This is a genomic window from Streptomyces sp. NPDC046909 (genome assembly GCF_040644695.1).
GTDB lineage: Bacteria > Actinomycetota > Actinomycetes > Streptomycetales > Streptomycetaceae > Streptomyces.
Genome location: NZ_JBEYXC010000003.1, coordinates 832,868 through 853,675, shown reverse-complemented (window position 1 = coordinate 853,675; position 20,808 = coordinate 832,868). Strand labels below are relative to the sequence as shown.

Below are 20,808 nucleotides of genomic sequence, written 5' to 3'. Positions count from 1 at the left end.
TCAGGCACCGCTCAGCGCTTCTACGTCGGATGCGTCGGACACATCCGATACGGCGGTGCTGACCTGGTCAGCGGCACCCTCACCGGACTCACCGGCCTCCCGCGCCTCCTGCACCGCCCAATACACCGCCTCCGGCGTCGCCGGCGACGCCAGGTCCACGCTGACCCCGCTCGGCCCGAACGCGGCGGCGGCCTGCCGCAGCGCCTCGCGCACCGAGAACGCCAGCATCAGCGGGGGCTCGCCGACGGCCTTGGAGCCGTAGACCGCGCCTTCCTCCGTGGCGTTCTCCAGGAGCGTCACATGGAACTCCTCCGGCATCTCGGAGAAGCTCGGCAGCTTGTACGTGCTCGCCGCCTGCGTCTGGAGCCTGCCACGGTGCGGTCCGTCGCTGGTGTCCCAGCGCAGGTCCTCCAGGGTCAGCCAGCCCGCGCCCTGCACGAAGCCGCCCTCGACCTGGCCGATGTCGATCAGCGGGGAGAGGCTCTCGCCGACGTCGTGGACGATGTCCACCCGACGGAGGCGGTACGCGCCCGTGAAGCCGTCGACCTCGACCTCGGCGGCGGCGGCGCCGTACGCGAAGTACTTGAACGGGGTGCCGCGGAACGACTTCACGTCCCAGTGCAGCCCCTCGGTCCGGTAGTAGCCGGCCGCCGACAGCTGCACCCGCTGGAAGTACGCGGTGTGCACGAGGTCGTCCCAGCCGACCTCCTTGTCGCTGCCCAGGGCGCGTGCGACGCCCTCGACGATGCGTACGTCGGAGGCGTTGACGCCCAGCTGGGAGGCGGCCACCTGGAGGAGGCGGTCGCGCAGCTGCTCGCAGGCGTTCTTGATGGCGCCGCCGTTGAGGTCGGCGCCCGAACTGGCCGCGGTCGCCGAGGTGTTGGGCACCTTGTCGGTACGGGTCGGGGCGAGGCGGACCTTGTGCAGCGGGATGCCCAGGGTGGTCGCCGCCACCTGGATCATCTTGGTGTGCAGGCCCTGGCCCATCTCGGTGCCGCCGTGGTTGATCAGGACGGAGCCGTCCTTGTAGATCAGCACCAGCGCGCCGCCCTGGTTGAAGGCGGTGAGGTTGAACGAGATACCGAACTTGATGCCGGTGATCGCGAGCGCCCGCTTGGTGTGCGGGTGCGCGGCGTTGAACGCGGCGATCTCCCGCTTGCGGTCGGCGACCCCGCCCTTGTCCTGGACCTCGCGCCAGACGGTGGCGATCCGCTCGGCCTGGGTGACCAGCTGCCCGTACGGAGTCGTCTGGCCCTGGTCGGGGCGGTAGAAGTTGCGCTCGCGCAGCTCCATGGGGTCGAGGCCCAGCTGGGGCGCGACGCGGCCCAGGATGTCCTCGATCACCAGCATGCCCTGGGGGCCGCCGAAGCCGCGGAAGGCGGTGTTGGAGACCGTGTTCGTCTTGGCGATACGGCCTGCGACCCGCGCGTTGGGGATCCAGTACGTGTTGTCGATGTGGCACAGCGCGCGGGCGAGGACCGGCTCGGACAGGTCCAGGCTCCAGCCGCCGTCGGCGGTGAGCGTGGCGTCGAGGGCCTGGATACGGCCGTCCGCGTCGAAGCCGATCTTCCAGGAGGCGTGGAAGCCGTGCCGCTTGCCGGACATCGTCAGGTCCTGCGTCCGGTTGAGCCGGAAGCGGACCGGGCGGCCGGTGAGCTTGGCGCCGAGCGCGGCGACGGCGGCGAAGCCGTGCGGCTGCATCTCCTTGCCGCCGAAGCCGCCGCCCATCCGCAGGCACTGCACGGTGACCTCGTGCGCCGGGATACCGAGCACATGGGAGACGATCTCCTGGGTCTCCGAGGGGTGCTGGGTGCTGGACTGGATGAAGATCTGGCCGTTCTCGTCGACCTGGGCGAGGGCCGCGTGGGTCTCCAGGTAGAAGTGCTCCTGGCCGGAGAACTGGAACTCGCCGGTGAACACGTGCGCGGAGTCGGCGAAGCCTGCGGCGATGTCGCCGGTCTCCATCAGCGGGCGGGCGCCGTGGTAGCTCTCGGCGGCCATGGCGTCCTGGAGCGTGATCACCGCGGGCTGCTCGTCGAGCTCGACCTCCACGGCGGCGGCGCCGAGCCGGGCCGCTTCGAGGTTCTCGCCGAGGACCCAGGCGACGGCGTGGCCGTAGAACATGACCTCGTCGGGGAAGAGCGGCTCGTCGTGCTTCATGCCGGCGTCGTTGACGCCGGGCACGTCGGCGCCGGTCAGTACGCGGACCACGCCGGGCACGTCGAGGGCGGGCCCGGTGTTCAGCTTGGTGATGCGGCCGTGGGCCTTCATGACCTGCACCGGGTAGGCGTGCAGCACGTCCTTGGTGCGGTGGATCAGGTCGTCGGTGTAGAGCGCGGTGCCGGTGACGTGCTGGTAGGCACTCTCGTGCGGCAGGGAGAGGCCGACGGCCGGCTTCTCGGGTCGCTCGGACAGATGGCTCATGCCGACACCGCCTCGGTGGTCTGTGCGTGCAGCTTCCTGAGGCTCTGGCCGAGCATCGCGGAACGGTAGAGGGAGCTGGCGCGATGGTCGTCCATCGGCGTGCCCTCACCCCGCAGCACCCGGGCCGCTGCCTCTACATTCTCCGCCGTCCAGGGCCTGCCTTCCAGGGCCGCCTCGGTGGCGAGGGCGCGGATCGGGGTGGCGGCCACGCCGCCCAGGCCGATCCGGGCCTTGCGGACGATGCCGTCCTCGATGTCGAGCGCGAAGGCGACCGCGACGCTGGAGATGTCGTCGAAACGCCGCTTGGCGATCTTGTGGAAGGCCGCGACCGGCGCGAGCGGCAGCGGGACGCGGACCGCGCGGATCAGCTCGTCGGGCCGGCGCACGGTCTGCCGGTAGCCGGTGAAGTACTCCGCGAGCGGGACGACCCGCTCCCCGTCGGCGTCGGCGAGCACCAGCGACGCCTCCAGGGCGAGCAGCACCGGCGGGCTGTCACCGATGGGCGAGCCGGTGCCGAGGTTGCCGCCGAGGGTGGCGCCGTTGCGGATGAGCCGGGAGGCGAACTGCGGGAACAGCTCGGCCAGCAGCGGGACTTGGCCGTCGAGGCGGCGCTCGATCTCGGTGAGCGTGAGCGCCGCGCCGATCTCGATGAAGTCCGACTCGACGCGCAGCTCGCGGAGTTCGGGCAGCCGGTCGATGGCGACCACGCAACCGTCCCTGCGGGAGCGGATGTTGACCTCGACGCCGTAGTCGGTGGAACCGGCGACCACGACCGCGTCCGGCCGCTCGCGCAGCACCCGGAGCGTCTCGGCCAGGGTCTCCTTGCGCAGGAACGTGCTGTCGTCCCGGGTGTACTCGGTGGCGACCGCGGCGGGCGGGGCCTCCTCGCGGCGCAGCGCCAGGGGGTCCTCGTCGGCGGGCTCCCCCACGGCGAAGGCGGCGTCGCGGATCGGGCGGTAGCCGGTGCAGCGACAGAGGTTTCCGCTGAGCGCGTGCAGGTCGAAGCCGTTCGGCCCGTGCTCGTGGTCGTGCTCGTGGTCGCCGCTGTCCGCCGGGTCCGCGTCCGCGTGGGCGCAGCGGTCGGGCCGGTAGTACTCGGAGGCCATGCTGCAGATGAATCCCGGCGTGCAGTAGCCGCACTGGGAGCCGCCGCGCGCCGCCATCTCCTCCTGCACCGGGTGCAGGGCGGGCGGGGTGCCGTCCGCGCCGGCGGTGGCGAGGCCCTCGGCGGTGATGACCTCCTGGCCGTCGAGCGCCGCGGCCGGGACCAGACAAGCGTTGACCGCCACCCAGTCGGTCGGCTTGTTCACCCCGGGACGGGCCACCAGGACCGAACAGGCGCCGCACTCACCCTCGGCGCAGCCCTCCTTGGTGCCGGTCAGGCCCCGCTCGCGCAGGAAATCCAGCACGGTGGTGTGCGGCGCCGCCGGTGAAACCGGTGTTTCTTTGCCGTTAACCGTGATCCGCGCTTCCGTCATGACAGGCCTTCGATTCGGTGCGTGATCCGTCGATTCATCATGTTCGCCAATTTCAGGCACTTTCTGTGTTCAGTCGCGCCACGTGACAGGAGCGGATGCAAAACGGCTCGGCACGCAGCAACGACGTGCCAGAAATGGTGGCGGGAAACCCCGAATGTGCCACGGCCGGGCACAGCGGAAACGGCGTGCTCAGCAGCCGTGCGCGATACGACCCGGAACCCAGACCGTGCACTGGGCGAGGCGACCGAGATCAGAGCTGGTGTTCATCCGCTGGTCGCCTCCTTTCGGTGGTTTTGGGTCGACGTCTACCGCAAAATAGTGGCCGGGGCCATCGAGGTCAAGGGTTCACCGGGTGCCCCGACTTCGAATCTTGTATTTTCCACCAATGCGGAGCCTGGTGGGTTGTCGAAAGGCCCCACTGTCCACAGTGGGGCCTTTCCATTGTCCACCTCGGAGGGCCGTCCTGGGAGGGACTTCCTGGGAGGGCCCCGAGGTCACTTGCCCTCGGCCAGCGTGTGCGCCACGAGCGCGTTGGCGTGGCCGTGGCCGAGGCCGTACTCCGTTTTGAGCCAGGTGACGAGCTGCATGTGGCGGGTGAGGGGGGAGCTGCGGATGAGGTCGACCCATTCAGCGATCGGGCGGCCGTACTTCTTCTCGATGGAGGGGAAGTAGGAGGCGGGGCCCTTCACGGGTTCGGTCATGTGAATCGCGTCCTCTCGTGGCGGTGTCACCCTCTATGACCGTGGACGGAGTCAGAAGTAATCGGAGGACGAACGACCCGGCGACCGGCTCCCCGCGCGCCTCCTACAGACGCGGCTCCCGCACCACCGCCACCTCGCCCGCCCCGACGGTGACCGCGCCCGGCGCCGGCTTGCCGGTGAGGAGTTCGGTGGCCCCGACGGACACGGCGATCTCCGCGCCGCCCTCGGTGTGGTTGATCAGGAAGAGATAGTCCGCGTCCGCACCCCGCCGCAGCACCGCCTCGACACCCTCGGGAACCTCACGGACCGGCAGTACGCCCGCGTCCGCGCACATCCGGTCGAGGAGCGCGGCGAGTGTCGTCGGGTCGGGACGCGTGGCGACGTACCAAGTGGTGCCCGCGCCGAAGGAGTTGCGGGTCACCGCGGGTACGCCGTCCAGCGGCCCCCGCGCGTACGTCGAGACGGCCTCCGCCCCCTCCAGCCGCACCCGCTCCGACCACACCGACGCACTGCCACCGCCGTCCAGCTCCACCGACTCCCCCGGCAGCAGCGGGAACAGCTCGTCCGTCCGCACCCCGAGCGCCGCACGGAACGCGCCCGGGTAACCCCCCAGCCGCACATGACAGTTGGCGTCCACGGCCCCGCTGTGGAACCCCAGCGCCAGCGTGCCGCCGCGCTCCGCGAAGCCGGTCAGATTCGCCGCACCCTCGTCGTCGACGAGGTACAGCGAAGGGGCCAGGACCAGCCGGTACGACGACAGGTCCGCGTCCGGCGGTACGAAGTCCACGGCGACGCCCGACCGCCACAGCGGCTCGTACCAGGACCGCACGAGCTCCTGGTACCGCACCTCGGCGCTCGGCTGCGAGGGCAGTTCCAGAGCCCAGCGGGCGTCCCAGTCCCAGACCACGGCCACCTGCGCCGGGACGGTCGAGCCCCGCACCTCCGCCAACGCCCGCAGATCCGCGCCCAGTCGGACCACGTCCCGCCAGATCTGGCTATCGGTCCCCGCGTGCGGGAGCATCGCCGAGTGCCACTGCTCGGCACCCGCCTTGGCCGCGCGCCACTGGAAGTAGGCGATGCCGTCGGCGCCACGGGCCACATGGGCGAGGGCGTTGCGGCGCAACTCCCCTGGATTCTTCGCCCGGTTGACCGGCTGCCAGTTCACCGCACCCGTCGAGTGCTCCATCAGCAGCCAGGGACCGCCGCCCGCCAGGGAGCGCACCAGGTCCCCGCTCAGCGCGAGGTCGATGTGCGACTCGGGGTCCGTGGACTGGAGATAGTGGTCGTTCGAGACGACATCCAGCTTCGGGGCCCAGCGCCAGTAGTCCAGCGCGTCGAAGTTGTGCATCACCATGAAGTTGGTGGTGGCGGGGATCTCCGGCGCCGCCGCCCGCAGCACCTCGCGCTCGGCCTCGTACAGCGAGAGCAGCGCGTCGCTGGAGAAGCGGCGCCAGTCCAGCTGGTGGGTGGGGTTGGGGACGGCACCGGTGGCGCGCGGCGGGATGATCTCGTCCCAGTCGTAGTACCACTGGCTCCAGAAGCGGGTGCCCCAGGCGTCGTTCAGCGCGGCCAGGTCATCGCCGTACTTCGCGCGCAGCCACCCCCGGAACGCCGCCGCGCTCTCCTCGCAGAAGCACTCCGCGTTGTGACAGCCGTACTCGTTGTGGACGTGCCACATCACCACGGCCGGATGATCGCCGTACCGCTCCCCCAGCGCCCCCGCCATCCGAAGCGCCGCCTCCCGGTACGCCGGGCTCGACGGGCAGAACGTCTGGCGGCTGCCGTACGACAGTCCCCTGCCGTCCTTGTCCACGGGCAGCGCCTCGGGGTACTTGCGGAAGAACCACGCCGGGGGCGCCGCCGTCGGGGTCGCGAGGTCGGCCGCGATGCCGTGGGCGTAGAGCATGTCGAGGACGCGGTCCAGGAGCGTGAAGTCGTACTCGCCCTCCCTCGGCTCCAGGAGCGCCCAGGAGAAGATGCCGACGCTGACCATGGTCACCCCGGCCTCGGACATGAGCCGCATGTCCTCGGCCCAGACCTCCTCGGGCCACTGCTCGGGGTTGTAGTCGCCGCCGTAGGCGATGCCGTTCAGCATGATCCACCTCGGGTGAGCAGCCTGCGGGTCGTCTCCACGCCCCACGGGTCCAGGGAGAGCAGCCGGTCGCTGGACGCCATCAGTCCGCCGGTCGCCTCGACGTGCGCCGCCCAGCGTTCCCGTGTCTCCACGGCCGGTCGGGCCATCAGGCAGTCGGGGTCGTTGACCCAGAACCGGCCGTGCTGCCACTGGCGTCCGACGCCCGTGAACTCCGCCGGGTCCTGGCCGGGCTGGCTGTAGTCGTCGGCCTCGGGACGCCGGTGCGGGGCCGTGTCGGGGCTGACCCGCATGGCGTCGAAGAGGCCGACGGAGGCGAGCAGCGGGGCGCCGCAGCCCAGGAGATAGGCCTCCTCGCCGATCGCCTCGCGGATCAGCCGGATGCCTTCGCGGTACGCCGTGAGGGGGTCCGCGTCGGAATGCCGTACGCCGTCCAGGGCGCCCGCGTACAGGAAGTCGACCTTGAAGTAGTCGTAGCCCTCTTCAAGCAAGGTCCGGAAGACGGAGGTCAGATACTCCGCCGCCTCCGGGTGGGTCGTGTCCAGGACGCTCAGGTCGTGGCCCCAGTTGCGGCCGGCGTGCAGGAAGCCGCCGTCGAGGTCCTTGACCAGCCACTCCGGGTGGTCGGCGGCCAGGTCGCTCGCCGGGTCGACGAGGAAGGGTGCCGTCCAGATACCGGCCCGGCGGCCCCGCGCGCGGATGGCGTCCGCTATGCCCTGGCGGGAGCGGAAGCGGCCGGAGAGGGTGAGCCAGTCGCCGAGGGCCTTCTGGTAGCCGTCGTCGATCTGGACGACGTCGATGGGGAGGTCGAGGGTGTCCATCGCGCGGAGGTTCTCGTGGATGTCGTCCTCGGTGACCTGGGTGAAGTACTCGTACCAGGAACACCAGACGGTCGGCGCCGGGCGCGGGGGCGCGAGCTCCAGGGCCGAGGCCCACTCCGCCAGCACCGACTGGATGTCCGTGCCGGTCCACTCCTTCACCGGGCCGTCGGCGCTCACCTGCGCCACCGCCCCGTCCACCACGAGCCTGATGGAGGGGACCTCGCGGGTCGGATCCACGGCCGCCCACAGCCGGACCGCCGAGCCGTCCCCGGGGTCCAGGGCCAGCAACCCCTCGCCCTGGAAGACTCCCTCGGGAACGGTGACGCCGGGGCGGTAACAGACCGTCGCCCAGTTGGAGTTGGTCGGGCGATACGGGCGGTCACCCAGGGCGTAGGCGCCGCTGGGGCTCCAGGACTGCCAACCCTCTTCGTGGACGCGGGCGTTGGCCGGGTCCACAGGGACGGATGCGACCGGCATGAAGGAGTGGAGCACGGTGGTTCTCTTTCAAGTACGAGTTCAAGTACGAGGGACTCAGCCCTTGTTGGCGCCCAGCGTCAGGCCGCTCACGAACTGCCGCTGGAGCGCGAAGTACACGATCAGTGTGGGGATCGCGGTGAGCAGCGCGCCGGCGGCCACCAGGTTGGGGTCGGTGAAGTACTGGCCGGAGAGGTTGTTGAGGGCCGAGGTGATCGGCATGTTCTCACCGGTCGAGATCAGCACGATGGCCCAGAAGAAGTCGTTGTAGATCCAGATGGACAGCAGGGTGGCCAGAGCCGCCATGGCGGGCTTGCACAGCGGCAGCGTGATCTGCCAGTACAGGCGCCACACGGAGGCGCCGTCGACGAGTGCGGCCTCGGTCAGTTCGTGCGGGAGCGAGCGCATGTAGTTGCTCAGCACGAAGGCGCAGAAGCCGGACTGGAACGCCACGTGGATGAGGACCAGGCCGAGGGCGGAGTCGTAGAGCTTGCCGCTCATGGTGATGCCCGGCAGGTCGATGAGCAGGTACAGGCGGTACAGCGGGGTGATGATGACCTGCTGGGGGAGCAGGTTGCCGGCCGTGAAGACCAGCAGCAGGGCGAGGTTGAGGCGGAAGTCGAAGCGGCTGACGTAGAAGGCGACCATCGACGACAGCAGCAGGGTCAGCAGCACCGCCGGGACCGCGATGAGCAGCGTGTTCCCGAAGTAGTGGAGCATGTCCGACTGCTGGAAGGCGTTGGTGAAGTTGTCGAGGCTCAGCTTGTCGGGCCAGGAGACATAGCCCTTCTCGCTGGTCTCCGCGTACGGCCGCAGGGCCGCGAACAGCGCCCACAGCAGCGGGGCGAGCCAGGCCAGGGACGTCACGATCAGGAAGGTGTGCAGCAGGATCCGGGCCGGGCGTACCGGCTTCCCGCGCAGGGCGAGGGAACTCATGCGCGCCGCTCCTTCCGGAAGGTCGCGATCAGGTACGGGATGATCACGGCGAGGGAGATGACCAGGAGCACGACGGCGATGGCGGAGCCGTATCCGATGCGGCTGGACTCGCCGATGATGTTGTTGGTGACCAGGATCGACAGCAACTCGGTGCCCTGGGCTCCCTTGTTGAAGACGAAGACCAGGTCGAAGGCGCGCAGGGCCTCGATGATGGTGACGACGAGGACGACCGTGTTGGTGGGGCGCAGGGTCGGGAAGATGACGTTCCTGAACGTCTGCCACTCACCGGCGCCGTCGAGCGCGGAGGCCTCGCGCAGGGCCGGGTCGACGCTCTTCAGTCCGGCCAGGTAGAGGATCATCATGTAGCCGGCGTGGCGCCAGGAGGCGGCGATCAGGATGGCCCAGAGGTTGAGGTCGGGGTCGCCGATCCAGTCGATGTAGTGGCCGGGGGTGTTGGCGCCGATCACGCTGTTGATCAGGCCGGTGTCCGGGTTGTAGATGAGCTGCCAGACGAATCCGATGACGGCCATCGACATGACGACCGGCAGGAAGAAGGCCGTCTGGTAGACGCGGCTGAACCGGATCTTCTTGTCCAGCTGGACGGCCAGGAACAGGCCGAAGGGCGTCGGCAGCAGGATCAGCACCACGAACCAGACGACGTTGTGCTGGACGGCGGGCCAGAACTGCGGGTTGTTGGTGAACAGTTCGCGGAAGTTGTCCAGGCCGACCCACTTGATGGAGTCGAAGCCGATGCCGTCCCAGGTGGTGAAGGCCAGAGCGATCGACGCGAGGGCCGTCAGCCAGACCAGGGCGACGTGCAGGATCGTGGGCACGCCCGCCATCAGACCGAGGGTGATCCGGTCGCGGCGGGTGAGGAGGCGGCGGTGACCCGTCGGCCTCTTGCGCGGGGCGACGCCCGAAGGCGACGCGAGGGGCGCCGCCTTCGGAGTCTCGGGGCTCTTCGTGCCGGTACTCATGACGAGGCGAAGATGGTCTTCTTCTGCCGCTCGATGGAGGTGAGCAGGCTGTCGATGCCCTTGGGGTCCCGGATGAACTTCTGGAGCGCGGGCTGCATCACCGTGGAGGTGAAGTCGGGGCGGCTGTCGCGGTCCATGAACTGGGTGAGGCTCTTGGCGCCGCTGATCATGTCGTACGCCTTCTTCTGCAGGGCGGTGTACGAGGAGGTGTCGGCGGTGCTGGACGCGGCGACGACGCTGGCGTCGGCCTTGAGGTAGATGGCCTCGGCCTCCGGGGTGCCGAGGAACTCCAGGAGCTTGACGGCGCCCGCGTGGTTCTTGGGGCTCTTGCTCATCATGTAGCCGTCGGTCGGCGCCTCGACGGTGTCCTGCCCGAACTCGGGGCTGATCTCCGGGAAGGGGAAGAAGTCGAGGTCGTCCGCGATGGTCTTGTCGGTGGCCTGCTGGCCCACGAAGGAGCCCAGCAGATACATGCCGGCCTTGCCGGAGAGCATGCTCTGGGCGGCGTCCTGCCAGGTGCGGCCGACGGCGCCGTCCTGGTGGTAGGGGAGGATCTCGGCCCACAGGTCGAAGGCCTTGCGGACCTTGGCGTCGGTCCAGGAGGCCTTTCCGGCCATCAGGTCGACGTGGAAGTCGTAGCCGTTGGTGCGGAAGTTGAGCTGGTCGAAGGTGCCGAGGGCGGGCCAGGCGTCCTTGTCGCCGAAGGCGATCGGGACCAGGCCGTCCTTCTTCATCTGCTTGCACAGGGCCACGAAGTCGTCCCACTTGGTGGGCACCGTGTAGCCGTGCTTCTGGAAGACGCTCTTGCGGTAGAAGACCGCCCACGGGTACGTGTCCAGCGGCACGAAGTAGTACTTGCCGTCCGCGCCCTTGCTGAGCTTCTTCATCGCCTCGGGGAAGTTCCCGCCGATCTTCTCCCACACGTCGTCGAGCGGGGTGGCGAGGCCCTTGGCCGCGAAGAACTGCATGCGGTACCCGGCGAACCAGTTGAACACGTCGTCCGGCGTGCCCTGGAGGTAGGCGTTGATCTGCTCCTGGAACGTGTTGTGGTCCTTGGTGTTCACGTCGACCGTGATCCCGGACTGCTTCTTGAAGGCCGCGTAGATCTCGGCGTACGCCTTCTTCGGCACGGCGTCCGAGCCGTTGGACCCGAGGGTGACGGTCTTCGGGTCGGACGCGGTGCCGCTGCCGCCGCAGGCGCTCAGCAGGGGGATCCCGGCGCCGAGGAGGGCGGCGCCGCCTATGCCGCGCAGGACGGAGCGGCGGCTCGCGGAGGGGAGGGAGAAGTCAGGCATGAACGGCTCCTGGGGCAAGGTTCGGCCAGGCAGGGCTAAGGGGAACGCTGAAGTCCGTCGTAAACGACCAGAAATCAACTTGACCGAACACGGTTGCGTAATGACAGCCGTATGTCCTGTCATGCGTCAAGAGGCGTCCGTCACCTTTGTTGAAACGTGACCGACACATCCAAGATCGATCCGATCGCCCGAATCGCCTTCGACGGGTCGAACGGACCGCTGGTTTTCCGCCATGACGGCCCGGCGTGGAAGTGGTGCTGACGGCCCCCGAGGGCGCCCGCCCGACCGTCTACCGCCTCGCCCACCGCAAGGCCGCCGAGGTGGCCGTCTTCGCCGCCACCGTGAACGCGGCGCTGCCCGAGCGGGTCCGCCGGGACGGGGAGACGCTGGTCGTGGTGGAGGAGGCCGGAGCCTCGCGTACGCCGTTCTGGGCGTCCGGCGACTTCTGGCTGTGGACCGTGATCGGGCTCGTCGGCGCGGGCTGGGTCGCCGGGCTGGCCACGCTGATCGCGCACCGGCGACATCATCGGCGCGATCCTCTGGTTCTTCGGCACGAAACCCCTGCTCATCGGGCTCGCCCTGTACACCCTCTCCGCCATCGAGCTGTACGACCGCGCGATCCTGCGGCGCCGGGGCGTCTCCGTCCTGGCGACCTACTCCCACACCTCCGGCAAGAAGCAGCTGTACAGGTTCACGGACCTGGAGGGCGTACAGCGCCACTGCGAACCGGACAGCGCCGCCGAGCCCGTCAGCGTGTACGTCAGCCCGAGGCAGGTGCAGGTCTCCTACGACCCGCGCAAGCCGGACCGGGTGAAGGCCCGACTCCCCGTGCGCACCTGGGTGCTGAGGTCGCTCGGCGTGGGCGTCTTCGGCACGGCCATGGTCTACACGGGCCTGTGGATGCTCCCGTACCAGCTCTACCAGGTGCTGTCCTAGCCGATCGTGACGGCCTTCGTCTCACTGACCTGGTCGACCTCGGAGACCCGCACGGTCACCCTCATCTCCCACGTACCGGCGATCGGCAGATCGAGGTCGTCGCTCCCCCAATAGCCGCCCTTGTCGGTCACCTTGGCGTCCAGCGGCCCGATGTCCTGCGCCGGAAGGCTGAAGGCGAGCCGCAGCTCAGGGACGATCGCGAAGCCGCCCTGGGCGTCGAGGACCACCGCCTGCACCGAGTTCCGGCCCACCCGCCCGGGGTCGAGGGTGATCTGCACCTGCCCCCGGGCGCCGCCGATCTCGAACGGCACGTAGTTGACGGACGCGACCGGCAGCCCGATGGCCGCCGGGCTCTTCGCGGCCTCAGCCTCCGCACGCCCCGGCACGGTCCCCGTGAGCACGGTGGTGATCACCAACACCACCACCCCCACGGCGACTTCGGCGAGCACGGACCGCCGCAGCCCCCGCCGGTCAGGAGCGACAGGCGGCTCGTCCGGTGGCCCGTCCGGCAGCGCGGGCCCACCCCCCACCGGCTCCGGCACCCGCTCCCGCTCCTTTTCCAGTACGACGGTCCGCGCCCCCGCCGTCGCCAGCCGCACCGTCCACAGCCGGGAGAACCCGGCCGCCGTCAGCAGCACGACCACCACGATCAGCTTGGCGACCAGAAGACGGCCGTACGTCGTCCCGCTCAGCGCGTCCCAGGAGCCGAGGCCGCGCCAGGACTGGTAGACGCCGGTGACGACCAGGACGGTCACGGAGGCGAAGGCGAGCCGGGAGAAGCGGGTGACCGTGGCCGGGTCGACGACCGCCGCCCGGTACAGCGTGACCACCAGGGCCGTGAGACCGCCCAGCCAGACCGCCATCGCCAGGACGTGCAGGACCGAGGCGGCCATCGCGACCGGCACCTGGATGCCGGCGGAGGCGTGCTCACCGGCGGCCCAGGTCAGGGCGAGGCCGAGGGCGAGGGCGACGCCGAGGGCGTAGGAGGAGCGGCGGCGCCGGAACAGCCGTAGGAGGAAGACCGCCGTCAGCGCGAGCAGCGCGAGGCGGGCCAGCAGGACCACGCCCGGGCGGCTCGTCACCGTCCGTTCGAAGGCCGCCGCGTCGAAGGCGGTCGCGGGGCCGGTGCCGGCCTCGTAGGGCGCCCGGAGCACGAACAGCGCGACCGTGGCCGCCGTCAGGGTCCACCAGCCCGTCCGCAGCAGCCTGGGCAGGAGGTTCGGGTCGGCCGGTCGGCAGGCCGCGAGGAAGACGGCCGTGCCGATGAGCAGCGCCACGGCGAGATAGGCCAGGTAGCGGGCGATGTTGTAGAGGCCGGTCGTCGCCGGGTTCTCCACGGGTCCCCGGTCCACGGTCGCCGCCGTCGCCGAGGGCGCGCCGATGGAGAAGGTGAACGCCCCCGACACGGGGTGGCTGTCCGCCGAGACGACCCGCCAGGCGACCGTGAAGGTGCCCTCGCCGAGACCGGACGGCAGCGTGACACGGGCCGTGTCCGAGCGGCCCTCCGCGTGCCCCGCCTCCCCGGTCCGCACCCGCTCGTTCTCCGGGCTCAGCACCCGGAAGGAGTCGTCGAGCAGACCGACGGACTCGGTGAAGGTCAGGGTGAGGGAGCGGGGGGCGGACTTGAGGACGGCTCCGTCGTCGGGGTCGCTTGCGCGGAGGGCGGCGTGGGCCGACGCGGATCCCGCGCCGCCGAAGAGGAGCAGGACCAGCAGGGTGCCCAGCAGCACCAGCCCTTGAACTCGCCGCCGTCCTCGTCCACCGTCACCGCCACGCTCCACGCCAGCACTCCGTTTCGCTGTTCGGTACAGGTACGTGCGCGGGCGCCGGAACACTCACCAGCTCGGCTGAGCCGACACCCCGCCGTCGACGACCAGGTCCTGCCCGGTGATCCAGGAGGCGAGCGGCGAGGCGAGGAACACACAGGCGTACCCGATGTCCTCCGCCGTGCCCAATCGCCCCAAGGGCGCCTTGCGCAGCCACCGCTCCACTCCCTCCGGCCAGTCCGCCGCCAGCCCCTCCCGGTCGACGAGCCCGGGCGAGACGCTGTTCACGCGGATACCGCGGGAGCCGTACTCCAGCGCCGCCGACCTCGCGTGCATGACGATCGCGGCCTTGGACGCGGAGTAGTGGGCGTGCCCGGCGGCGGGGGCGTGCGCCTCGATCGAGGCGATGTGGGTGACGGAACCCTCCTCCATCACCTCGGCCGCGGCCTGCGTACAGGCGAACACACTCGTCAGATTGGTGTCGACGACCTCCCGCCACTCGGCGGCCGTCATCCCGGGCAGCGCCCGGACGGGCTGCACCCCCGCGTTGTTCACCAGCGCGGTGAGCCCCCCGCCCCACTCGGCCGCCTCCCGGACCAGCCCCCGGCAGACGTCCGCATCCCGCAGATCGGCTCGCAGTACGACGGCCCGGGTGCCCAACTCCCTTACCCGCGCGGCCACTTCCTCCGCCGCCTCGACCGCCGTACGGCAGTGCACGGCGACCGCCGCCGCCCCCTGCTCGGCGAACCGCAGCGCGATTCCCCGCCCGATACCGCCGCCCGCGCCCGTGACGAGGGCGACCTGTCCTTCGAGGAGTCTCATGGACGGCACAGTCGCGCGATCCGCTCGCCCTCGGCGGGATAACGCGCCATCAGCGCCTCGAACTCGCCGTGCTCATAGCCCTCGTAGGTGAACCCGGGCGCCATCGTGCACCCGAAGAACGTCCACGCGCCGAGCGTCCGCGCCCCCATCCAGGTGCCGCCGGGGACGGTCAGCTGAACGTGCTGGCCGGCGAGGACGTCCGGCCCCAGGACGGGTGTCGAGGACGTCCCGTCGGGGGCGAGGAGCAGCAGTTCCAGGGGGTCGCCGAGGTAGTGGTGCCAGATCTCGTCGCTGGGCAGGCGGTGCAGGGCGGAGTGGTCGTCGGTGGTGAGGAGGGCGACTATCGCGGAGCCCTCGGGGCGTCCGTCCGCGCGCTCGGGGCCCGCCCAGGTCCGGCGGAACAGGCCCCCCTCGCGCGGGATCGGTTCGAGTCCGTAGTGGGCTACGAGGTCTTCTGGGGTCACCCCGGGAAGGCTACCTCCCGGGTCAGGAAGGCCAGTTGGGCGTGCTTCTCGGGCAGGTACACGTCCGGGATGTCGATCTCCGGCAGCAAGACCCGCTCCCCGGCCACGAATCCCTGGCGCAGGAAGCGGGCGATCGCCTTCTCATTGCGGACATCGGGATCGACGACGACCCGTGCCCGGTCGAGGCCGACCAGGACGTACCTGGCGACGGCGCCCAGCAGCGAGGAGGACCACCCCGACCGCGCGGCCCCGGGGGTGACGGGTGCGAGGAGGAGGTGGATGCCGATGTCCCCGGGCTCGACGGAGTAGCACTCGCTGACCCGGTCCGCCTCGGGCTCATAGGTCTGGAGGAGCCCGACGGGTTCGCCGTCCTTCTCTATGAGATAGGCGTGGTGGGTGTCGAGGGTGTCCATGTGGGCGTAGATGTCGGTCACTTGGTCCTGGGTGAGGCCGTTCATGCCCCAGAAGGCGGCGCGTTCCTCGCTGACCCAGCCGTGCAGCACCTCGGCGTCGCCCTTGGCGTCGAGGGGGCGGATACGGACGGTGCCGAACCCCTCGACGTCCTCGGCATGCACGTAGAAGTCAGACATGGCTCTCCTTGCTGAGCTGGTCGAAGTCGGTGACGACCGGGACGAGGTCGCCCACGAGCCACAGGGGCAGTTGATCACGGTGGTGGGGCGAGCCGGGCACCCCGCTCGCGCCGAGCGGCACGACCCAGCGGCTGTCCTCGCGCCGGGCCAGGTCCCAGACGTACCGGGCGGCGGGGCCGCGCGCGGCCAGGTCGGTCAGGCCGGGCACGGCGGAGGTGCAGAGCACGCAGTCGTGGTCGCCGGAGAGGCCGGGTCCGTCGAACGTGTCGTCGGGCAGCGCCCGCCACGCGAACAGGCGGTGGGTGTCGCCCCAGGTCCCGGGTGGGGTGGTCACGGCGGCCACCTCCTCGACGGCCGCGCGGATCTCGGCGGGGCGGTCGACGCCGTACAACTCCTCCGCGCGCAGCAGGTGTTCGAGGGCGTAGCCGATGCGCGGGGTCAGGCCGAGCCAGGGGAGGAGGACCTCGGGGTAGGCGGGCGGGGTGGTCAGCGCGGCGAACGCGGGGTGGGCGGCGAGGCGGCGGACGACCGCGCCGCGCACCGCCGAGTAGAGGGCGGCGTCGGTGCTGTCCGCGTCCATGCGGCGGTTCCAGCTCAGGAGGGTGTCCCGGAGTTTGGCGGCCTCGGGGCTGAGGTTCTCCAGGAGGGCGAGCTGGTCCAACAGGGGTCCGGCGGAGGCGAGTCGGGTGTCCATGTGGAGGGCGGGCATGTCGGCGGCCGTCCACTTCTCCTTCTCCGCCAGCAGTTCGGCGATGCGGTGCGCGCGGTGCGGCGGGGCGAACTCGACGCCGAGCGGTGCCGCCGGGCCGCGCTGGTTGGCCATGACGGCGACGCCGTCGGTGAGTCCGGCGCGGGGCATGTCGTGCCAGCCCTGCCACGCGTGCCCGGGTTCCCAGGCGGGCACGACCCGCGTCCGGTTGGCCTCGGACCGCACCGGCACCTTCCCCGCGACCCGGTGCAGCAGCCCGCCCTCGGTGTCGGCGGCCTGCACGACGTTGACCGGCTCGGCCCAGCTGTCGAAGGCGCGGTCGATGTCGGCGACCCGGCGGGCCCGGAGGAGGGGGAGGAGGGTGCTGAAGCCGAGGTCGTGGGTGACGCGGGGCGGGTTGCGGAGGCTGAGGGCGAGGGGTGTGCCGTCGTCGAGCCCCTCCGGGCCGCCGGCGATGACGGGCCCGCGCTCGGTCTCGATGACCTCGACCTCGACGGACTCCTCACCGGCGACCTCGATGACCTCGGTGTGCCGGGTGGCGCGCGCCCACCTCCCGTCGGGACCGAGGGCTTCGACACCGGCCCCGGTCCTGCGCAGCCGCTCGCTGTACAGGTCCTGGTAGTCGGCCATGGCGTTGGTGATGGCCCAGGCGACCGTGCCGGTGTGGCCGAAGTGGGCGATACCGGGGACGCCGGGGACGGCGAGGCCGATGACGTCGAACTCCGGGCAGGAGAGATGGATCTGCTGATAGACGCCGGGGTCCTCGATGAAGCGGTGCGGGTCACCGGCGATGACGGCCTGTCCGGTCACGGTCCGCTCACCGCTCACCAGCCAGCCGTTGCTGCCGGAGGTGCCGGGCCCGTCGATGGCGAACAGCCCGACGGCCTCCTCACCGAGGTGCTTCACCGCCTCCGTACGCCACAGCTTGGCGGGAAAACCGGCGAAGAGGATATGGGTGGAGAGCCAGACCCCGAGCGGCGTCCAGGGCTCCCAGCGCCCGGGACTGCCGAGGGGCAGAACGGCCCCGGCCAGCCCCTCGTTGACCCCGTCGACGTACGCCCGCACCCACTCCGCGGTCTCCGGATCCCGCTCCTCCAGCCACTCGAAGCACCGTCTAGCGGTGTCGTCGAGCCGGACCCGGCGCACGAACCGGTCCCAGGAAAGGGAGTCGTTCCCGAGCAGAGAAGCAGAGGTCCCGCGCGCCCGGTGCCGCTCGACCTCCAGCTGCCAGGCCCGGTCGAGAGCGGTGACCCGGCCCTGGGCACGGGCGAGTTCGAGCACGCCGCCGGCGCGCAGATGCGGGACACCCCAGGCATCCCGGTAGATCTCGGCGCTCACTCTGTCTCTCTCCTGTGCTTTAGGTTAGGCTCACCTAAGTAACCGGTGGTGAAATCGTACGCGAAGGGTGAAGAGACGATGGGGCAGGGGCACGGCTGGGAGGGCGCGGTCCTCAGACTGCTGCGCGCGAAGGACTACGTCTTCACCGTCACCGGCGCCGAGGACGTCACCCCGCACTACCGCCGCCTCCACCTCACCGACGGCGGCATGCTCGCCACGACCGGCGTCCACCCCACGATGTGGGTCCGCCTCTGGTTCTCCGACGCGGGCAAGCCCCACCAGCGGGCCTACACCCTGGTCGACGCGGACCCTTCGGCCGGCACCTTCAGCCTGGAGTTCGCCCTGCACGAGGGCGTCGCGAGCGACTGGGCCCGCTCGGCGAAGCCCGGCGCCACCATCGAGGCGACGGTCCACGGCACAGCCTTCGAGCACCCGGACCCTTCCCCCACCCACGTCTTCGCGATCGGCGACCCGGCCTCCCTCCCCGCCATCAACTCCCTCCTCGCCGCCCTGGACTCCTCCCCCGCCACGATCTGGTTCGAGGGCGACCCCACCGGCCTCCCCTTCCACACGGACCCGACCCGCCACGACATACGCCCCGTCGACACCCTCTCCGACCGCGTGAAGGCAGACCTCCCCGACCTCCTCAAAACCCACCCCGACGCCTACATCTGGATCGCCACCGACACCCGCACGACCCGCACCCTCTCCGCGTACGTCCGCAAGGAACTCGGCGTACCCAAGGAGCGGCTGCACGCGCTGGGGTACTGGCGGGCGGCCTGACGTACAACCATTCACGGGGTTCGTGTGTCATGTGGGACGCCTGGTGCGTCAACCCGCATGTCGAGGAGTCCCGTTGCGCAGAGCAGTCACCGCGGCCGCCGTACTCACCGCGGCCGCGGCCGTCACCCTCACCCCGGTGACGTCGTCCGCCGCCGCCCCCTACAAGGGCGCCAACACGGCCGCCGTCCAGGACGACTTCAACGGTGACGGGTACCGGGACCTGGCGGTCGGGGCGCCGAACGCGGCGAACGGCAGTGTGGAGGAGGCCGGTGCCGTAGTCGTGCTGTACGGGTCGAAGTCGTCCGTGAGCAGCACCCGCCGGACCGTCCTCACCCAGGCGACCTCCGGAATCCCCGGCGACCCGGAGAAGTGGGACGAGTTCGGCCGGACCGTGACCAGCGCCGACCTGGACCGGGACGGCTACGCCGACCTCATCGTCGGCACCCCGCACGAAGACGTCGGCGGCGTCGACTCCCGGGGTGCCGTGACCGTCGTCTGGGGTGGGCCGAACGGGTTGAAGGGCGGCGCGAGCATCGCCCCGCCGGCCGGGTTCGGTGAGGGCATGACGTACTGCCGCTTCGGCATGTCCGTGGCCGCCGGTGACATGAACGGCGACGGCGCCCCCGAACTCGGCATCGGCTCCGCCTGCAACACGGCTTCCTACACCGGGCCCTTCACGCGCACGGGCAAGCCCGCCGCGAAGTACCTGGAGTGGCGGGAGAACGCCCGGGGCGTGGTGATGGGGGATGTCAACGGCGACGGCAGGTCCGAGCGCTTCTACCTCGCCGGACCGACGGACGGCGACATCCGCGGCCCCGTGACCCTCGACGCGGGCGCCCCCGACTCTGAGGACCCCTTGATCAACCAGGGGGTCGAACTCCCCTACGCCGACGGCCACACCGGCCAGATCGGCGACGTCAACGGCGACGGCTACGGCGACCTCGTCACCGGCATCGCGGGCGACGACGCCCACTTCAACGAATCCGGCGCGGCCCGCAAGGGCGGCGAGATCCAGGTTCTCTACGGCAGCGCCCAGGGCATCACCGCCGACCAGAAGCCCAAGGTCTTCCACCAGGACACCGCGGGCGTACCGGGCGTCGCGGAGTGGGGCGACTGGTTCGGCCAGTCGCTCAGCGTCGGGGACGTGAACGGCGACAGGTACGCCGATGTCCTGGTCGGCTCCCCCTTCGAGGCCGTGGGCTCGCGCGAGGCCGCCGGTACGGCCGTGCTGCTGCGCGGCTCCGCCACCGGCCTCGGCACGGCCAAGGCCGCCGGATACACCCAGGACACGGCCGGTGTGCCCGGTGCCGTCGAGAAGGGCGACCAGTTCGGGGCCGCCGTCCACCTCGCCGACCTCAACGGGGATGGCAAGGCCGAGACGGTCGTCGGGGCACCCACCGAGAACAGCGACGGCTGCCTCTGGATCGCCCGTGGCGCGGCAGCCGGCCCCGTCCTCAACGGCTCGGTGAACCTGTGCGGCAAGAGCGCCGGAATCACCGTGCGCGGCGTGAAGGGCTACTTCGGCGCCGCGCTGACCAGTCCCCACGTGGAGATGTGACCGCACCGGAGGCATGATCGGGGTCATGGACGTCACCCTGCACCTCGCCCAGGACCCCGCGGCCGACGAACTGCTCGGGCGCTCCCCGCTCGCCGCGCTGGTCGGCATGCTGCTGGACCAGCAGGTGCCGATGGAGTGGGCGTTCAAGGGGCCGCGGACCATCGCGGACCGGCTCGGCCTCGACGACCTGGACGCGCACGAGATCGCCGCGCAGGACCCGGAGGCCTTCGGGGCGCTGCTCTCCGACAAGCCGGCGGTCCATCGCTACCCGGGGTCCATGGCCAAGCGGATCCAGCAGCTGTGCCAGTACCTCGTCGAGCACTACGACGGGAACGCCGAGCTGGTGTGGAAGGGCGTCGAGGACGGCAAGGAGTTGCTGCGGCGCCTGGAGGAACTGCCCGGCTTCGGCCAGCAGAAGGCACAGATCTTCCTGGCGCTGCTGGGCAAGCAGCTCGGCGTACAGCCGAAGGGCTGGCGGGAGGCGGCCGGCGCGTACGGCGAGGCCAAGTCCTTCCGGTCCGTCGCCGACATCACGGGCCCCGAGTCCCTGTCCAAGGTCCGTGCCCACAAGCAGGAGATGAAGGCGGCGGCGAAGGCGGCCAAGGCCGCGAAGAAGTAACCCGTACGGCCCAGCCCGCCGCGCG

Annotated in this window: 18 protein-coding genes; 4 read left to right on the top strand and 14 right to left on the bottom strand. The window is 70.7% G+C overall.

Annotated features, from left to right (window positions below; all coding sequences use genetic code 11):
- From xdhB to ABZ928_RS12755, 9 genes are all read right to left on the bottom strand, one after another.
- The gene (gene xdhB, locus ABZ928_RS12795; protein WP_361517506.1) at nt 1-2,424 is read right to left on the bottom strand and encodes a xanthine dehydrogenase molybdopterin binding subunit; all 2,424 of its coding nucleotides are present in this window, start codon (nt 2,422-2,424) and stop codon (nt 1-3) included.
- Nucleotides 2,421-3,902, bottom strand: a complete 1,482-nt coding sequence (locus ABZ928_RS12790; RefSeq protein ID WP_361517505.1) for an FAD binding domain-containing protein — start codon at nt 3,900-3,902, stop codon at nt 2,421-2,423. Before ABZ928_RS12790 ends, xdhB begins: the two co-directional genes overlap by 4 nt.
- A gap of 494 nt (nt 3,903-4,396) precedes the next feature.
- The gene (locus ABZ928_RS12785; protein WP_361517503.1) at nt 4,397-4,603 is read right to left on the bottom strand and encodes a DUF4287 domain-containing protein; all 207 of its coding nucleotides are present in this window, start codon (nt 4,601-4,603) and stop codon (nt 4,397-4,399) included.
- A 103-nt stretch (nt 4,604-4,706) separates the two neighbouring features.
- Nucleotides 4,707-6,698 carry a beta-galactosidase gene (locus tag ABZ928_RS12780; protein ID WP_361517501.1) on the bottom strand — a complete coding sequence of 664 codons (1,992 nt, stop codon included), beginning with the start codon at nt 6,696-6,698 and terminating at the stop codon, nt 4,707-4,709.
- Nucleotides 6,692-8,008 carry a glycoside hydrolase family 36 protein gene (locus ABZ928_RS12775; protein WP_361517500.1) on the bottom strand — a complete coding sequence of 439 codons (1,317 nt, stop codon included), beginning with the start codon at nt 8,006-8,008 and terminating at the stop codon, nt 6,692-6,694. The genes ABZ928_RS12780 and ABZ928_RS12775 overlap by 7 nt, the downstream gene beginning before the upstream one ends.
- Before the next feature lie 39 nt (nt 8,009-8,047).
- Nucleotides 8,048-8,926: a carbohydrate ABC transporter permease gene (locus ABZ928_RS12770; protein WP_361517498.1), complete on the bottom strand. Its 879-nt coding sequence runs from the start codon at nt 8,924-8,926 to the stop codon at nt 8,048-8,050.
- Nucleotides 8,923-9,903: a sugar ABC transporter permease gene (locus tag ABZ928_RS12765; RefSeq protein WP_361517496.1), complete on the bottom strand. Its 981-nt coding sequence runs from the start codon at nt 9,901-9,903 to the stop codon at nt 8,923-8,925. Before ABZ928_RS12765 ends, ABZ928_RS12770 begins: the two co-directional genes overlap by 4 nt.
- Entirely contained in the window at nt 9,900-11,198 is a 1,299-nt protein-coding gene (locus ABZ928_RS12760; protein WP_361517494.1) for an ABC transporter substrate-binding protein, read from the bottom strand. Before ABZ928_RS12760 ends, ABZ928_RS12765 begins: the two co-directional genes overlap by 4 nt.
- A gap of 289 nt (nt 11,199-11,487) precedes the next feature.
- Nucleotides 11,488-11,700 carry a hypothetical protein gene (locus ABZ928_RS12755; RefSeq protein WP_361517492.1) on the bottom strand — a complete coding sequence of 71 codons (213 nt, stop codon included), beginning with the start codon at nt 11,698-11,700 and terminating at the stop codon, nt 11,488-11,490.
- Between the two features lie 20 nt (nt 11,701-11,720).
- On the opposite strand from ABZ928_RS12755, the gene ABZ928_RS12750 reads away from it, so the two are divergent.
- Entirely contained in the window at nt 11,721-12,134 is a 414-nt protein-coding gene (locus ABZ928_RS12750) for a DUF3592 domain-containing protein (RefSeq protein ID WP_361517666.1), read from the top strand.
- Here ABZ928_RS12750 and ABZ928_RS12745 read toward each other — a convergent pair.
- From ABZ928_RS12745 to ABZ928_RS12725, 5 genes are all read right to left on the bottom strand, one after another.
- Nucleotides 12,131-13,864 (bottom strand): copper resistance protein CopC, encoded by a 1,734-nt coding sequence (locus ABZ928_RS12745; protein ID WP_361517665.1) that lies wholly within the window; start codon nt 13,862-13,864, stop codon nt 12,131-12,133. The two genes, ABZ928_RS12750 and ABZ928_RS12745, sit on opposite strands and share 4 nt — an antisense overlap.
- A 105-nt stretch (nt 13,865-13,969) precedes the next feature.
- Nucleotides 13,970-14,722 (bottom strand): SDR family NAD(P)-dependent oxidoreductase, encoded by a 753-nt coding sequence (locus tag ABZ928_RS12740; RefSeq protein ID WP_361517490.1) that lies wholly within the window; start codon nt 14,720-14,722, stop codon nt 13,970-13,972.
- Entirely contained in the window at nt 14,719-15,186 is a 468-nt protein-coding gene (locus ABZ928_RS12735) for a cupin domain-containing protein (protein WP_361517488.1), read from the bottom strand. Before ABZ928_RS12735 ends, ABZ928_RS12740 begins: the two co-directional genes overlap by 4 nt.
- Complete coding sequence (locus tag ABZ928_RS12730) at nt 15,183-15,776, bottom strand: GNAT family N-acetyltransferase (RefSeq protein ID WP_361517487.1); 594 nt, start codon at nt 15,774-15,776, stop codon at nt 15,183-15,185. Before ABZ928_RS12730 ends, ABZ928_RS12735 begins: the two co-directional genes overlap by 4 nt.
- Nucleotides 15,769-17,823, bottom strand: a complete 2,055-nt coding sequence (locus ABZ928_RS12725) for a penicillin acylase family protein (protein WP_361517485.1) — start codon at nt 17,821-17,823, stop codon at nt 15,769-15,771. The genes ABZ928_RS12730 and ABZ928_RS12725 overlap by 8 nt, the downstream gene beginning before the upstream one ends.
- Before the next feature lie 78 nt (nt 17,824-17,901).
- Between ABZ928_RS12725 and ABZ928_RS12720 the strand changes: the two genes are divergently transcribed.
- The 3 genes from ABZ928_RS12720 to ABZ928_RS12710 all read left to right on the top strand — a co-directional run bounded on the left by ABZ928_RS12720 (nt 17,902) and on the right by ABZ928_RS12710 (nt 20,783).
- Nucleotides 17,902-18,606 (top strand): siderophore-interacting protein, encoded by a 705-nt coding sequence (locus tag ABZ928_RS12720; RefSeq protein WP_361517483.1) that lies wholly within the window; start codon nt 17,902-17,904, stop codon nt 18,604-18,606.
- 73 nt (nt 18,607-18,679) lie between these two features.
- On the top strand, nt 18,680-20,164 hold the full coding sequence (locus ABZ928_RS12715; protein ID WP_361517481.1) for a hypothetical protein: 1,485 nt from the start codon (nt 18,680-18,682) through the stop codon (nt 20,162-20,164).
- Nucleotides 20,165-20,189: 25 nt separating this feature from the next.
- Nucleotides 20,190-20,783, top strand: a complete 594-nt coding sequence (locus tag ABZ928_RS12710; RefSeq protein WP_361517479.1) for an HhH-GPD-type base excision DNA repair protein — start codon at nt 20,190-20,192, stop codon at nt 20,781-20,783.
- Nucleotides 20,784-20,808 lie beyond the last annotated feature (25 nt).

What these genes read in the sequence shown, in the direction of transcription:
- ABZ928_RS12740 (WP_361517490.1), bottom strand. Translation starts at nt 14,722, where the DNA reads ATGAGACTCCTCGAAGGACAGGTCGCCCTCGTCACGGGCGCGGGCGGC.
- ABZ928_RS12790 (WP_361517505.1), bottom strand. Translation starts at nt 3,902, where the DNA reads ATGACGGAAGCGCGGATCACGGTTAACGGCAAAGAAACACCGGTTTCA.
- ABZ928_RS12760 (WP_361517494.1), bottom strand. Translation starts at nt 11,198, where the DNA reads ATGCCTGACTTCTCCCTCCCCTCCGCGAGCCGCCGCTCCGTCCTGCGC.
- ABZ928_RS12780 (WP_361517501.1), bottom strand. Translation starts at nt 6,698, where the DNA reads ATGCTGAACGGCATCGCCTACGGCGGCGACTACAACCCCGAGCAGTGG.
- ABZ928_RS12710 (WP_361517479.1), top strand. Translation starts at nt 20,190, where the DNA reads ATGGACGTCACCCTGCACCTCGCCCAGGACCCCGCGGCCGACGAACTG.
- ABZ928_RS12765 (WP_361517496.1), bottom strand. Translation starts at nt 9,903, where the DNA reads ATGAGTACCGGCACGAAGAGCCCCGAGACTCCGAAGGCGGCGCCCCTC.
- ABZ928_RS12720 (WP_361517483.1), top strand. Translation starts at nt 17,902, where the DNA reads ATGGGGCAGGGGCACGGCTGGGAGGGCGCGGTCCTCAGACTGCTGCGC.
- ABZ928_RS12770 (WP_361517498.1), bottom strand. Translation starts at nt 8,926, where the DNA reads ATGAGTTCCCTCGCCCTGCGCGGGAAGCCGGTACGCCCGGCCCGGATC.
- ABZ928_RS12730 (WP_361517487.1), bottom strand. Translation starts at nt 15,776, where the DNA reads ATGTCTGACTTCTACGTGCATGCCGAGGACGTCGAGGGGTTCGGCACC.
- ABZ928_RS12785 (WP_361517503.1), bottom strand. Translation starts at nt 4,603, where the DNA reads ATGACCGAACCCGTGAAGGGCCCCGCCTCCTACTTCCCCTCCATCGAG.
- xdhB (WP_361517506.1), bottom strand. Translation starts at nt 2,424, where the DNA reads ATGAGCCATCTGTCCGAGCGACCCGAGAAGCCGGCCGTCGGCCTCTCC.